Annotated in this window: 14 protein-coding genes; 6 read left to right on the plus strand and 8 right to left on the minus strand. The window is 55.0% G+C overall.

What is annotated here, in order from left to right:
* Window positions 1-15: 15 nt before the first annotated feature.
* Both ACO2Q8_RS10665 and ACO2Q8_RS10670 read left to right on the plus strand, forming a co-directional pair.
* Window positions 16-1,698 (plus strand): arylsulfatase, encoded by a 1,683-nt coding sequence (locus ACO2Q8_RS10665; RefSeq protein ID WP_423344789.1) that lies wholly within the window; start codon window positions 16-18, stop codon window positions 1,696-1,698.
* 41 nt (window positions 1,699-1,739) lie between these two features.
* Entirely contained in the window at window positions 1,740-2,447 is a 708-nt protein-coding gene (locus ACO2Q8_RS10670; RefSeq protein ID WP_423344790.1) for a rhodanese-like domain-containing protein, read from the plus strand.
* 107 nt (window positions 2,448-2,554) lie between these two features.
* Here the strand turns inward: ACO2Q8_RS10670 and ACO2Q8_RS10675 are convergent, their stop codons facing one another.
* The 5 genes from ACO2Q8_RS10675 to ACO2Q8_RS10695 form a co-directional block, all read right to left on the minus strand.
* Window positions 2,555-3,415, minus strand: coding sequence for a phytoene/squalene synthase family protein (locus tag ACO2Q8_RS10675; protein WP_423344791.1), 861 nt, complete (start codon window positions 3,413-3,415; stop codon window positions 2,555-2,557).
* A gap of 39 nt (window positions 3,416-3,454) precedes the next feature.
* Entirely contained in the window at window positions 3,455-4,771 is a 1,317-nt protein-coding gene (locus ACO2Q8_RS10680; RefSeq protein ID WP_423344792.1) for a TolC family protein, read from the minus strand.
* A 132-nt stretch (window positions 4,772-4,903) separates the two neighbouring features.
* A complete protein-coding gene (locus ACO2Q8_RS10685; RefSeq protein ID WP_423344793.1) occupies window positions 4,904-6,028 on the minus strand; it encodes an ABC transporter permease in 1,125 nt (374 codons plus the stop codon).
* A gap of 130 nt (window positions 6,029-6,158) precedes the next feature.
* Entirely contained in the window at window positions 6,159-7,193 is a 1,035-nt protein-coding gene (locus ACO2Q8_RS10690; RefSeq protein WP_423344794.1) for an HlyD family secretion protein, read from the minus strand.
* A 7-nt stretch (window positions 7,194-7,200) separates the two neighbouring features.
* Complete coding sequence (locus ACO2Q8_RS10695) at window positions 7,201-7,884, minus strand: ABC transporter ATP-binding protein (RefSeq protein WP_423344795.1); 684 nt, start codon at window positions 7,882-7,884, stop codon at window positions 7,201-7,203.
* Between the two features lie 342 nt (window positions 7,885-8,226).
* On the opposite strand from ACO2Q8_RS10695, the gene ACO2Q8_RS10700 reads away from it, so the two are divergent.
* Together ACO2Q8_RS10700 and ACO2Q8_RS10705 are read left to right on the plus strand one after the other, a co-directional pair.
* On the plus strand, window positions 8,227-8,844 hold the full coding sequence (locus ACO2Q8_RS10700; protein ID WP_423344796.1) for a MarR family winged helix-turn-helix transcriptional regulator: 618 nt from the start codon (window positions 8,227-8,229) through the stop codon (window positions 8,842-8,844).
* Window positions 8,845-8,935: 91 nt separating this feature from the next.
* Window positions 8,936-9,835 (plus strand): metallophosphoesterase, encoded by a 900-nt coding sequence (locus ACO2Q8_RS10705; protein ID WP_423344797.1) that lies wholly within the window; start codon window positions 8,936-8,938, stop codon window positions 9,833-9,835.
* Window positions 9,836-9,840: 5 nt separating this feature from the next.
* On the opposite strand, the gene ACO2Q8_RS10710 is transcribed toward ACO2Q8_RS10705, so the two are convergent.
* Window positions 9,841-10,509 (minus strand): ATP-binding cassette domain-containing protein, encoded by a 669-nt coding sequence (locus ACO2Q8_RS10710; RefSeq protein ID WP_423344798.1) that lies wholly within the window; start codon window positions 10,507-10,509, stop codon window positions 9,841-9,843.
* Complete coding sequence (locus tag ACO2Q8_RS10715; protein WP_423344799.1) at window positions 10,506-10,832, minus strand: hypothetical protein; 327 nt, start codon at window positions 10,830-10,832, stop codon at window positions 10,506-10,508. Before ACO2Q8_RS10715 ends, ACO2Q8_RS10710 begins: the two co-directional genes overlap by 4 nt.
* A gap of 91 nt (window positions 10,833-10,923) precedes the next feature.
* Here ACO2Q8_RS10715 and ACO2Q8_RS10720 point away from each other — a divergent pair, with 91 nt between their 5' ends.
* On the plus strand, window positions 10,924-12,375 hold the full coding sequence (locus ACO2Q8_RS10720) for a TonB family protein (RefSeq protein ID WP_423344800.1): 1,452 nt from the start codon (window positions 10,924-10,926) through the stop codon (window positions 12,373-12,375).
* Here ACO2Q8_RS10720 and ACO2Q8_RS10725 read toward each other — a convergent pair.
* Complete coding sequence (locus ACO2Q8_RS10725; protein ID WP_423344801.1) at window positions 12,369-13,292, minus strand: diacylglycerol/lipid kinase family protein; 924 nt, start codon at window positions 13,290-13,292, stop codon at window positions 12,369-12,371. The genes ACO2Q8_RS10720 and ACO2Q8_RS10725 overlap by 7 nt on opposite strands.
* A gap of 78 nt (window positions 13,293-13,370) precedes the next feature.
* Between ACO2Q8_RS10725 and surE the strand changes: the two genes are divergently transcribed.
* Window positions 13,371-14,135, plus strand: coding sequence for a 5'/3'-nucleotidase SurE (gene surE, locus ACO2Q8_RS10730; protein WP_423344802.1), 765 nt, complete (start codon window positions 13,371-13,373; stop codon window positions 14,133-14,135).
* Window positions 14,136-14,160 lie beyond the last annotated feature (25 nt).

Genomic DNA, 14,160 nt, shown 5'->3' on the forward strand with positions numbered 1-14,160 from the left:
CAACTGACTCCTGTTATGAAACAAACACTGAACATACGGATTGTTTACCTGCTGGTGGCGCTCGTCCTGCCAGCCAGCGCGGTATTGGCTCAAACAAAACCTGCCACACCGCCCAACATCATCCTGATCATGGTGGATGATATGGGCTACTCGGATCTCGGTGCCTATGGTTCCGAGATCAACACGCCCAACATCGACCGGCTGGCCTACGAAGGCCTGCGGCTGCGGGAGTTTTACAACAACTCCATCTGCGCGCCGACGCGGGCCTCGCTGTTGACGGGCCAGTATCCGCACAAAGCGGGAGTCGGCTATTTCGATGTCAATCTTGGCTCACCGCCGTACCAGGGTTTTCTGAATAGAGAGTCGCCCACCCTGGGGGAAGTCTTGCGGAAGGGCGGATACAGGACGTTGCTCTCGGGCAAGTGGCACGTGGGGAACGACAGCCTGAGCTGGCCCCGGCAGCGCGGCTTCGACCGGTTTTTTGGAGTCATTGGGGGTGGAGCCAACTACTTCAATACCGACCCGATGCCGCTGGGCGGACGGGCCTATCCCGTCGTGATCCTCGAAGATAACAAGCGCTACAAACCGGCTACAAACGACTATTATTTTACGGACGAGATTACGAACCACGCCGTGCAGTTCCTGGACGAGCAACGGAGCAGTCAGACCACGGGCAATACCCGGCCTTTTTTCCTCTACCTGGCTTACACGGCCCCGCATTGGCCGCTCCAGGCCCGGCCCGAAGACATCGCCAAATACAAGGGAAAATACAACCAGGGCTGGGATGTGCTGCGGGCCCAGCGGCTGGCGCAACAGGTAAAACTCGGCCTGATTACGCAACAACAGGCCGACGCAGCCGCCGTGCGCGATGCCGAAATTCCCGACTGGAACAACCTGACCTACGAGCAGAAAGACCTCTGGCAACGTAAAATGGAGGTATTTGCCGCCATGCTTACCCGGGCTGATGAGGGCGTCGGTCAGGTGCTGGACAAACTAAAGGCCATCGGGCAGGATCAGAATACGCTGGTGGTGTTTATCTCCGACAACGGTGCCCCCGCCGAAGATGTAGCCCACCGGGGGCCACGGGCTGCCAATAACAAAGGACCGGTCGGAACGGCAGGATCGTTCGAGTCGCAGGGTAAAAACTGGTCGTATGTATCGAATACGCCTTTCCGGTCGTTCAAGGGGTTTGCCTACGAAGGCGGTATCAGTTCGCCGTTTATTGCCTGGTATCCGTCCAAAATAAAAGCCGGACGCATTGCCAAAGGTACGGCTCACCTCATCGACCTCGCGCCCACGTTTTACGAACTGGCCGGGGTGTCTTATCCCGCTACCCTCAACGGCACCACCCCCCACGCCCTGCCGGGCAGGAGCCTGACGAGTCTCCTGTTCGGCGGTGAACAAGTGCAACGCGACGAGCCGATTTTCTGGGAACGGGCGGGCAACCGGGCCGTCCGACGGGGCAAGTGGAAGCTCGTCTCGATCTACCCTTCTTACCAGTGGGAACTCTACGACCTGGAAGCCGACCGGGGCGAAACGCAGAACGTGGCCAGCCGGAATCCCCTGGTGGTTGATCAACTCTCGCGCCTTTATTTCGAATGGGCGGCCCGCAACGGCGTGGTCGATTACGACACCATAAAACCGGCCACGCCTTTATTGCCCCAACGCACCGGCGCGCGGGCTTCGGTGAATGAATAACCCGCTAAATCAGTGAATCACCTTCTAAACAAGATCGTACCATGAAACGCCTGTATTTCACCCTGGCCCTCTGGCTGAGCGCGGCCCTCCTGACGCTGGCTCAGGATAAGCCCGGATTGACACCCGCTGCCGAGTTTGCCAGCCTGCTCAAAAACGAACCTGATCCGCAGCTCATCGATGCCCGCAGCCCCGAGGAGTTTGCTCTGAACCACATCGACGGAGCCATCAACCTGAATCTGCAGAACCCCAATTACGAGGCCGAGGTTAAAAAGCTGGATGTGAGCCGACCGGTTTTTGTTTATTCGATCCAGAATGGGCGAAGTTCGGCCCTGGCCAAAGACTTGCGGAGCCGGGGTTTCAGCCGCGTTTATGATCTGGAGAAAGGCATCGGTAGCTGGGTAGGCGGTGGTTATCCGCTGTATACATCGGCCAAGGCGGATCGCTCGCTGGCCGATTACCAGCAAGTGCTGGCGACGAACAAGCTGGTGCTGGTAGACATTGGTTCACGGTATTGCGGAGCCTGCAAGCGAGTAAAACCCATCCTGGAGGAGTTGCGGAAAGAACACGGTAACGCCCTGACCATTGTGGAACTGGAACTGGAAGAAAGCCCCGCCCTAATCGCTTCGCTAAAGACGGTGACGGCTTTTCCGTACCTGATTTTGTATAAGGAAGGCCAAATTGTCTGGAAACGCAGCGGCATTGCCGACCTGAAACCGCAACTCGACGGCGAACTGACCAAGGCGAAATAGGCCAGCTTATTGAAAATCCGCTCGTCGTAAACATTTCCGCGCTGGTGTCCTGGTTTCCGCCAGCAGCACATCAGCGCGGAACACCACTGCCCGGTCTATCGAAGCAGTTATAAAGCGAAAAACGCTCGCATCGCGCCCCACCGGCACTTGAACCGCACGTAGGTTCGGGCCAGCAACGCGATTTTCTTCGCATTCGGCACCCGAATCCGCTCCTCCTGAATCCGCGAAGCCGGAACCTGCTTGATCTTTTCAAACAAGGTCAGATAATAGGTGTATGCCAGGTGAACCCCCATCCGCGCCCCGCGTGGCAACCGAATGATGCCTTCATACGCTTCGTCAAAATCCCGCTGAATATCCTCTTCAATTAACCGTTTGGCTTCTTTGGTAAATACCCGAAAGTCCACGCCCGGAAAGTACACCCGCCCCCGGTCGACGTAATCGCTCTTCAAATCCCGCAGAAAATTTACCTTTTGGAAAGCCGCTCCCAGCTTACGGGCGGGCCCCTCCAGCCGGTCGAACATGGCCCAGTCGCCCTCGCAGAACACCCGCAGGCACATCAGCCCCACCACCTCCGCCGAGCCGTAGATGTACTCTTCGTAGCCATCCTGGTTGTACTCGTTCCGGTACAAATCCATCGCCATGCTGTGGAGAAAAGCGTCGATGAGTTTGCGCTCGATGCCGTACTCACGCACGACCTGCTGGAAGGCGTGGAGAATGGGATTAAGGCTGATGCCGTCGCGCAGGGCTTCGTGGGTGTCGTTTCGAAACTTGTCGAGCAGGTAGGACTGGTCGAAGTCATAGAAGGTGTCGACGATCTCGTCGGCGTAGCGGACAAAACCGTAGATGGCGTAGATAGGGTCGTGAAACCGGCGGTCGAGGGTTTTGATGCCCAGCGTGAACGAAGTGCTGTACGCTTCGGTGACCCGTTTGCTGCACGCGACGGCGGTACGATGAAATAACGCAATCATGAAACTTGCTGTGAAGTGAATAGGTTGGGGTAATTATGCTTATAAACTGCCGAGGGCTTTCCGGACCTGCAATTGGCCGAGCAGTACGTCGTAAACTGCCCGGAGGTAGTTATTTTCAGCTTGTTGCAGGCTATATTCGCTGTTTCGGAAATCGGCCAGCAGCAGCGTTCTGGCATCGAAACGCACCCGGTCGACGGCCAGAATCGTCTGCGCCTGCCCGATGTTTTTCCGGGATTCGGTCAGGTTCTCGCGGGCCTGTTCGAGCGTGTTCCGGGCCGACTTCAGTTCGTAGTCGAAGTCATTTTTCAGCCGTTTCAGCGTGTTTTCGCTAATCTGCACACGCCGGACGTAATCCTGCCGGTTCAGGCGCGTCTGCCGACCGTCGTACAACGGCACGTTGATCCGGACGCCCAGGTAGTTGTACGGAAACCAGGTGCCGCCCTGAAATGGGTTGAAAGAATCTGAAAATTGCTGGGCAAAATACGCGCCGTAGGCCGTCACGACCGGGGCCAGCCGGGCCTGTTCGCGCCGTTGGCTAAGTTCGTTGACCTGCCGGGTTAGTTCTTCCTGCCGCAGTTCGGGGCGGTTTCCGGTGGCCTGTTCCTGCGCCTGAAAGTCGGCAAACAGGGCTTCGAGCGAGTCGGCAGGCTCCACTGGCTGCGCCGTATTCAGGCGGTACCGGAGGTTTTCCAGGCTTAGGCTATAATCGCGCTGGTCGTTGCGGGAAGTCAGTTCGGCATTGCTCAGATCGAGCGAAAACCGGTCGAGTTCGCTTTCGAGCAGCGTTCCGGCCCGAAACCGGGTTTGCGCCTGTTCGAGGTAGCCCTGCGCCCGCACCCGCGCCTGGGTCGACAGCCGTTGTTTTTCCCGGTTAAAAACTGCCTGGTAATACGCTTCCGTGACCTGCTGCCGCACGTCGACGGCCAGTTTTTCCAACTCGGCCTGCTGGCTCTCCACGTTCAGGCGGTTAATCGACCGGTCGATGCGGCTCTGGGCATCGTACACTTTCTGTTCGGCCTGCACGTTCAGCACGTTGTTGAACGGCGTTCCGAAGCGCAGCACCACGTCCTGCCCGTTGGCAAAAGGAGCGTTTTTGATGATGTTTCGCTGGATTTGGGTGTTCCAGCGAAAATCGCCCCCGGCATTGAACTGCGGCTGCCAAGTGGCCCGCCGACGCGCTTCGTCGCTGGCCGTAATCTCGGTTTGCAAGCGCTGGTTGGTCAGCTCCAGCCGGTTCGTCTGCGCCTGCTGTAACGCCTGCGCAAGCGTGAGCGGCTGGGCGATGGCGTGCTGCCAGGAAATCAGCGCCAGCCAGAGTACTGCCCATCTGAATCCTCTATTGATCATCCGTTTCATGTCTTGATTCTAAGTGGTTTATGGTTTTTAGTTTATTGTCTATAGTTGACTATAAGCGACTGGAAATCAGTCATTCGCACAAAAAACTATAAACCGTAAACTATAAACTCATGCTAACTGAGTACTGTAAAATCAGCCCCTGAAAACCGTCGCCGGTTCGAGCGAGTTGATGCGCCGGATGGCGAAAATGCTACCGCCGAGTGAAATCACCAGCGTGATGCCGAACAGCGCAAATTCGAACCAGGTCGGGAAGAAAAAGAGCGTTCCCGACTGCGCAATGCCGAGCCGGAAGCCTTCAGCCAGCAACCGGCCGATCCCATAGCCGACTACCGCAAACAGCAGCGCCTGGGTCAGAATCAGGCGGCTGACGTACCAGTTGGTAGCCCCGATGGCTTTCAGCGTGCCGTAATCCTTGATGCGGTCGATGGCCGCCGAATACAGCGTCAGGCCGATGATGACCAGTCCGGAAATGATCGCAAACCCGATCAGGCTGCCGAACGAAGCCGCGATGCCGTTGGTCGCCAGCACGGTTTCGACGGTTACTTGGGAGAGGTCGTCGGCGTTCCAGGCCCGGACGCCGTTGATGCTCCGGTTGATCAGCCGGATCACCGTGTCTTCGGGCACCCCGGGTTTGGGTTTTACGAGGTAAAAACTGACCTTGTTCGTCGGCACATTCGCCAGAAACCGGGCTCGTTCAATGGTCGTGAAGGCGAGCAGCCCCCCGCCGAACGAGCGCGCCCCCCGCGTCAGTCCGGCGTTGTAGACTTTCTTGCCGTTGACCTCAAAATAGTCGCCGGGTTGCAGACCGCCGAGGGCTTTGGCATCGTAAAAATCCGTGATCAGCGCCCCTTCGGGAATCATGTCCTGCGGTTTGGCGGTGTACAGCCGCCACGGCCCGCCCACGAAGGCCGGAGCTTCGGAACCGATCAGCGAAAAACCGCCCGTGGTGCCGTTCGTAAATTTGGCCCCCGCGCTGGCGACCACCACCGGATAGGCGCGTGCCACACCTGGTAACGAACTGATTTCGTAACCCTTCCGAACGTCCAATTGGCTCAGTTGGTTGGCGTTCGTGGTGGTTTCGTCCGTCACCCAGATGTAACCCTTGTTGTTGTCGACAATGCTGCGCATGGCGTCCGTCAGGAAGATGAAAATACCCGCCTGCTGGGCTACCAGAAAGACGGAAATCACAATACCCGCCAGCGCGCCCAGCGACTTCGCCACATCGTAGCGCATGAATTTGAAAGCGGTTCTGAACATACGAGTCTGCGTTTAAGTATTCTGTTTACGGCTTTCGATATTCGGTGTTCATGATTCGCTATTCGTTATTTAAAGCTTAAATATCGAACATCGAATAGCGAAGGCTGAATATCGAGAACCGTCCCCCCCCTCACTTCACCGAGATCAAACACTCCACCCTTGCGCCGATGATGACCTTGTCGGGTTCGTCGAGTTGCACCCGCACCTCCCGGACACGCCGGTCTTCGAGGTTGGCTGCGTTGTCGGCAAACAGCGATTTTTTGCGGAGGTAGGGCGATGCCAGCACCACCGTCCCCGTCGTCAGCCGTTCGTTGCTGCCCTGGGGCCGCACGTAGGCCTTCTGGCCGACCTTCACGCGCAAGGCAAAAAGCTCGTCGATCTCGGTGAGGGCTATCAGCGGACCCGCCGGAGCGAAATCACCAATGGACTGGTTGTTGGACAAATACTGGCCGACTTTGGCATCCAGACTGAGCAGAGTCCCATTTTCGGGTGCCGTTACGGTTTTCTGGCCCGCGACGGTCGAGGCATACTGGATATCGGCTTTGAGTTCGCGAATGCGGCTTTCGGCTTCCCGAACCTGCGCTTCCGAGGCCCGGATCTGCTGTTGCAGGTTTGTTACCTGGTAGCGTGAATCGTCCAGGTCTTTCTGGGTCAGAGCTTTCCCGGCAAACAGCGTCTGGTTACGCTGGAGATCGGCTTCGGCTTTCTGGAGTTGAACCCGGAGTGTCTGCACGTTTTGCCGGGCGGTTTCGATGGCGTCCTGCTGGGTGCGGATTTTGACGTTGGCCTGCCGCAACTGGGCCGATTCTACGGCATTGTCCATCGTCAGTAGCACCTGCCCTTTTTTCACTTCATCGCCGATGTTGACCAAAATGCTTTTGACCACACCCCCGGTTTCGGCCGACAACTGACTGATCCGTTTGGCGGGTTCGATGACGGCAATGCCCATGACCTCGTCGATTTGTTTGGGCGTTTGCACGGTCCGGACACTGTCGGTTGTATCGGTGGCTTTTTCGTTCGAACTGCCGCAAGCCATCAGAAAAAGGAGCAGAAACAGAAACTGGAGGGCCTCGCCCAACGCGATTAACATCGGATAAGCGGGTTTGGGGTTGGATTGCCACTGCAGGGTATTCTGAATAGTCGAAGTGCTACCAATGCGTTTCATAGCGTTTTTAGTCGTTAAATTCTTTGAATTCTTTGACAGCCCCGCTTTCTACTTCCACAATCCGGTGGGCGTATTGCTTCAAACGTGGGTCGTGCGTCACGACGGCCACGGCTTTGCCTTCGTCGGCTAGCGTTCGGAGTTCCTGCATGACGATGCCCAACGAATCTTTGTCGAGCGAAGCCGTCGGTTCGTCGCACAGGACCAGTTTGGGGTTGGTGACCAGAGCGCGGGCGATGGCGATGCGCTGTTGCTGTCCACCTGACAACTGTTTGGGCAGATTTTGCCGCCGGTCGGTCATTCCGACGGTTTTCAGTGCTTTCTCGGTCCGCTCGCGGGCTTCCGACGCCCGGACGCCCTGAAGCTGAAGCGGCATCAGCACGTTTTCCTCGGCTGTCAGCGGAGCCAGCAGGTTAAAATTCTGGAATACAAATCCGATGGTATTTAGTCGGAGCTTAGCCAACTCGTTTTGATTGAGCTTATTGACCAGTTGACCATCCACCCATAAATCGCCGTAGCTCGGGTAAATCACGCAGCCGAGCAACGACAGCAACGTCGTTTTGCCGGAACCCGATGGCCCGATGATGAGCAGCAACTCGCCTTCATTGAGTTGCAAACTGGTAGGCTGCAGAGCCACAATGGTTTGGTCGCCGGTTTTGTACTCTTTTCCGACCCCTTTCAATTCAGCAATCATAGCGTTTTTAGTAGCGCGATATATAACCGACAAGACAGCGTATTCAGCAGTATCCAACCCTGGTAGGTTATCGCATCGATGAATAGTTTAAGCATCATGTCGATAGTATGATTTCGTACTGATGAATGATTCTACGCTGCAATATTACTACGAAAACATAATTAATGTTTGCATTTACAGAAAAAATATTTTACTTTCGTACTAATTCTGGCCAAAAACCGCTTTTGATTGGTAGGAAATTCCAGTAGTATGGATCGAGGAGAGCAAAAAATAGTTGACTTGGTAAATGCTTGGGCGCGGTATAGCGAAGTGACGCCGGAGGCTGATCTTACCGGATTTTGCTTGCACTATCTGACCGAAAACACCCAAACTGTTAATCCGGACAGTCCGGTGGCTTCACCGGAAGGTAAGCGCCACGAAAAATGGAACAACCTGCTGGACCCCGCCAACCGCTCGTTGACGACCATGCGTCCGGAAGTCCGACTGGCGGCTCTGGTCGGTCGTTTGTCGAAGTATGCTGGCTTTTATTCAAAGAAAGCCATGCAGCCTTTCCAGTTTCGCAGCCTTGATGAACCGGTTTACCTACTGGCGCTGATGCAGATGGGGAACCCCAAGAAAAGTGAGCTGATTTACGAAATGATGGCGGAATTTGCGTCGGGAATCGATGTTGTCAACCGGCTGATCGGCATGGGGTTTATGGAGGAATATCCGGATGAACACGACCGCCGGTCGAAGCGCCTACGGATCACGCAGGCTGGTCTGCACGCTATTCAGGAGTGTCTGCCGGTCATGAACCAGATTGCCGATGTGGCCTACAGTTCCCTGACCGATCATGAGAAAGCAGTCATGGTTCAGATTTTGGACAAGCTGGACCGCTACCACGCCGACCATTACCGGGAGAGCCGAAACGCCGGTTTTGACGAGGTCTATGAGCGTATGGTACCGCACGGAAGTGACTGAACCGGTTTTGGAAACCGGTTCATGTTGCTGGTACCGGGCTTGACGTTTTGCTGTATCTTTACGGGAAAGCCTCTCTTTCAAAAAAGCCTTTATGAAGCTGAATAGCCCGTTTTTATCGTTTGTTCTTTTCCTAATTTCCGGTTTTGGTGTATTCGGGCAAACCGCTCAAAAACCGCTGTTTACCTTCGGTGTCATGACTGATGTGCAGTATTGCGATTGCCCCACCGAAGGCACCCGACATTACCGCTCTTCCCTGCGCAAGCTGAATGAAGCCGTGCAAACCTTCAACCAGAAAAACGTGGCTTTCGTGGTCCACCTCGGCGATTTCATTGACCGTGATGTGCGGAGTTTCGACACGCTCCATGTGCTCACCAAACCGCTCAAGCGTCCGTTGTATCACGTGCTGGGCAATCACGAGTTTGCGGTTCAGCCGGAAGAAATTGGTAAGGTACCGACGGTTTTAGGGATGAAAAACCGGTTTTATTCGTTCGTGAAAAACCGGTGGCGGTTCATTGTGCTGGATGGCAACGATTTGAGTCTGTACGGCAATCCGAAAGGCAGCGAAAATTACCAGACCGCAACCGGTTTTCTCCAACAACTCAAAGCCCGGAATGCATCCAACGCCCAGCCCTGGAACGGAGGCTTGAGCGAAAAACAACTCCGCTGGTTGAGGAATGAACTGGATGCAGCCGCTAAAAATGGCGACAACGTGCTGGTTTTCTGTCACATGCCGCTGATGCCGGACAAAGACCCTCACCTGTTGTGGAATCACGCAGCCGTGAAAACGCTGCTGGAAAGTTACCCGAACGTGCGGGCGTATTTCAACGGCCACGCGCACCAGCCCAGTTATTCCGTTCAAAAAAACATTCACTACATTACCTTTCGGGGTATGGTCGAAGAAGAGGAGAACGGTTTTGCCATCGTCGAGGTGTATCCCAATCAAGTGAAAGTCGATGGGTACGGGGCCGAAATCGACCGGGTGTTGAATTAATGCACTTAGGCAATATAGCCCATATCCCGCAGATTTTGCATTGGATCGGCCAGGCGGATTGTGCGCCCACCGGCATTCAGAAAATAAACCGTGTCGCTCAGGTCGAGGACGGAGCGGTAGCGATGGTCGGACACCAGAATGCCTTTACGCCGGGCCTCCTGCCGGATCGTGGCCTGAAGCTGTTCAATCTGAACCGGCATCAACTGCGAAAACGGTTCATCGAGCAACACAAACGCGCTGTCGGATTTCAGGATCAGCAGCATTTCGGCCAGCCGTTTTTCACCGCCCGACAATTGACTCATTCGCCGGTTTTTCAGCTTTTCCAGCGTTGGGTATTCCCCGAAAAGTTCATTCATGTCGACGCCGTACCACTCGAAAGCGGTCCGGATTGTCAGCGAGGGCGGCACAAACGGATGCTGCGGCAAATACCGGATCAACCCCGGTTGCTGATACGGTTTTTCGACATAATGGCCATCCACCCGGACCGAGCGGGTTTCGACCGGCATCAACCCCATGATGCTTTTCAGTAAGCAGGATTTTCCGCAACCGTTGCGGCCCAGCAGGCCGGTGATCTGGCCAGCCTGAATGCGCACATAAACGCTCTGGAGAATCTTCCGCTCTCCGAATTGCAACCAGATGCCGTCGGCTTCGAGGGTTGTCGGCTGGTGATTCATTGGCGCAGCAAAAGCTGGTAGGTCGTGAAAATCAGCAGGAGCGTAATCAGAAAATCCAGCGCGAAGGCACCGCCGAACAAGGCTGTTTCCGACAAGCCCAGGTTGTAATAAAACCAGAACCGATCTTTGAACATCCGTCGGGTCAGGTAGCCGATGATCCCGTTGGAGAGCAACTTGAACCAGAGAAAGTAAACGATAAACAGCGGAAAGTAATCCTTGATCCGTTCCAGACTGACCCCAATCAGGGCCACGGTGACCAGGTTGCTGGCGAGCCCAAACTGTCGGTAGAAGAGCCAGATGACTTTCAGTTTTCGAAAAAGCATAGCCGGTTTTTCAGCAAGGTAAAACCGGTTTTTGTACAACAGAAAATATTAACATTTTTTATATATTGGCTGCATAAATCCGATTCCACCCATGAAACGTTACCGTTACTTTTGTTTTTTGTCATTCCTGTTAACGGCGCTAACTACCACCGCCCAAACGATCTACAAAGACTACGAAGTGGATTCGGCGGCCATACCCCGGGGCGGTTTGCCGATGCTGGAAAAGTTCATCAGCGTCAACCGGCGCGTGCCTTACTCGGCCGAGGTCAGCAAGACGAAAGGTATCGTGATTCTGTCGGCCGTGATCGAACCAAACGGGACGGTTTCGGGCGTTAAACCACTGCGCAGCCTCACGCCCGACTGCGACCGGGAAGCCGTTCGGGTATTCAGCGCCTTCCGGGCCTGGAAACCGGCGCTGAAAGCCGGGCAACCCGTTCGGCAGGAACTTTCGTATACAATCCGGTTTGCACCCAGTCTGGCCGATGCAAAACCGGATCGAAAGGTGCAGTATTTTGACAAAAAAGGGGCTTTAACGACCGATGAAGCCAATGCCGATTATCAGTTTATAACGTTTGTCGATTCGTTAGGCTATCCCAATGCCGATCCCGTTATTTATCGTAAAGCTGGTAAAAACTGGAAAGAATTTGAGCGCTATCGGCTTAAAAGAGAGCCTTTTACGCATCAAAATAACAACGACCCTACACTGCCTGACTCCTTAGAAGCTTACCGACTGGAGATTAGTGATGGAAATAATACCGTTGAGGAAACCCAGTATTCGTTTTTTGCCGACGGAACGCCTTTATCGACTATCGCTTATTTCAACGGAAAAGTGAAACATCCTTCCCGCTATTACTTCCGAAACGGAATCGTTCGGGAACTGGAGGAAGCCGTCGATGAGAACAAAACGGAAGAATGGCTATGGCATCCCAACGGCCAGCTTCGGCAGATTGCCCTGCGCGACCTGAGCCCTGAGGCAACGGTTCGCTTTCGGTTATTGAGTCAATGGGATTCGCTCGGAAGACCGACGGTCGTGGACGGAAACGGCCAGGCACTGTTTGAATCCGGAACCCGCACGAGGAAACTGCTGGAAACCGGGGCGGTAAAAAATGGCGTGAAAGATGGCGAATGGACAGGCCGACGCGAAAATGGAGAATTGGCGTACCGGGAAACGTATGAAAATGGCAAATGCCTTTCCGGAAAATCGTATACGGAAAAAGGTGATGTGCTGACGTACACCGAGCCCGAAATCAATCCGGAATTTAAGGGCGGAATGTCAGCCTTGGGCCAGTTTTTAGCCAGTAATATTCGTTATCCTTCTGATGCCGCACGGGCGAAAGTTCAGGGAAAAGTGATTGTAAGCTTTGTGGTGGGTAAAGAGGGTACTGTCGAGAATGCAAAAGTCGTCAAAGGAATTGGCTATGGGGCCGACGAAGAAGCCCTACGGGTCGTGAAGGCAACCAGTGGAAAATGGAAACCGGGTGTTCACCGGGGGCAAGCCATCAGGGTTAAGTACATGATGCCGATCAACTTTGCGATTCAATAAGAACCCTCCCCAAAGGGCTTACAGCCCAGAAAGCTCAGCGCCCCTTCGTGCAGCGTCAGCCGGAGGTCGCGGGGCTTTCGGGTTTTGATTAACTGATCGTCCAGGTGCAGTTGGGTTCCTTCCCACTGCATCCGAACCGTGCGGCCTTTCAACACCGTGCCCCAGTAGTCGCTCGGTGAGCCGGTGAGCCGGTTCTGAATGTAGTTGAGCAATTGGTCGCGCTGGTGGGGAGCAATCAGGACGATTTCGAGCTGGCCGTCGCCGGGGTCAGCGGCCGGGGCCAGCACCAGATTCGGGCCGATAGACCGGATGTTCATCACCTCCACGAGCAGGTACTCGCCCGAATAATCGACGCCATCGACTTCAATCCGGCACCAGTGGGGTTTGTAAGATTCGACGATCCCGGTCAGCAGGTTCAACGCTGTTCGAAGCTTTTCCTCCGGCGCTTCCGACGACTGTTCCTGCCGGTCTTCCATCTTGCGCATCAGCTTTGGGAAAACCCCGAACCCCAGCCCTTCCAGAAAAAACTCGCGTTTGGACAAGCCTTCGACCAGCCCGACGTCAAACCGTTTTCGCTGCCCGTTGTGCCAGCGTTGCACGACGGGCTTGGTCTCCTCAACCGGAATGCCGAGCGTAACGGCGATGTTGTTGGCCGTGCCGTTGGGTAAGAGGCCAATCGGAAACGGTTTTTCGATCAGTTTCCGGTTCAGCAACTGTTTGGCAACTCGCCGAACAGTTCCGTCCCCGCCCGCAACGATCAGAAAGTCAACGTCGGTCGTTAGTTCTTTCCAGTCGTCTTTTTTTGTCGACGTGTAGCGGCATTCGAAGCCTTCTGACTCGATCAGCGACATAAGGTCTTTTTTGGAATGTTCCTCATCCCCGGCACCGGGGTTATGTAAGAGCTGAGCGATTTTCATAGGGGAGGCCATTATCACGATATACTAAACATCCTCGGCGGTTTTTCTGTTGGAGAAATAAGACAAATTGGTACGACCATGCGAATCTTAATCACGAATGACGACGGTATTTACAGCCCGGGCATTGCGGCTCTGGCCCGCATTGCGACCCGCTTTGGCGAAGTACGGGTTGTTGCGCCCGATGTCGAGCAATCGTCTATGGGCCATGCAGTTACGCATTCCCGGCCGCTTTCGTACAAAACCTCACCGATCAAGTTTGAGGGCATTGAAGCCTACCGCGTCAACGGCACTCCCGCCGACTGCGTGGCTTTGGGTACGCACTTAGGCGGAGAAACGGACGTGGTGCTGTCGGGCATCAACATGGGGCCGAATCTGGGCAACTCAATGTGGCATTCGGGAACGCTGGCTGCGGCCAAGCAGGCGGTTTTGCTCGGAATCAAGGGCATTGCGCTCAGTACACCAGTGGGCAAAACCGAGCCAGATTTTCAGGCGCTGGAACCGTATGTCGAAAAAACGCTGGAGCTGCTGTTGAAAGACGATGAATTGGCGCTCTATAACATCAACTTCCCGCCGAATCCAACGGATATCCGCTGGACGCGCCAGTCGGTGCGGCTATACGACGGGACCATTGTGCCGGGCATGGACCCGCTCGGGCGCAAACATTACTGGTTTACGGTCACTCCGCTGGAACCGGCTGAGGAAGGCACCGACCGCTGGGCCGTCGAGCAGGGTTATGTGTCCATCACGCCTTTACGACTCGATCTGACGGACGAGAAAGCTCTTCAGAAAGCCCTGGAACAACCCATAGCCAGTACCACGGTCGGACGGTCGATTCCGCTGTAACTCGTGTTTTGGGGTAGATGATCAC

Origin of the sequence: Larkinella sp. VNQ87 (assembly GCF_049445795.1) — a bacterium.
In the GTDB taxonomy this organism is placed as follows: Bacteria; Bacteroidota; Bacteroidia; order Cytophagales; family Spirosomataceae; genus Larkinella.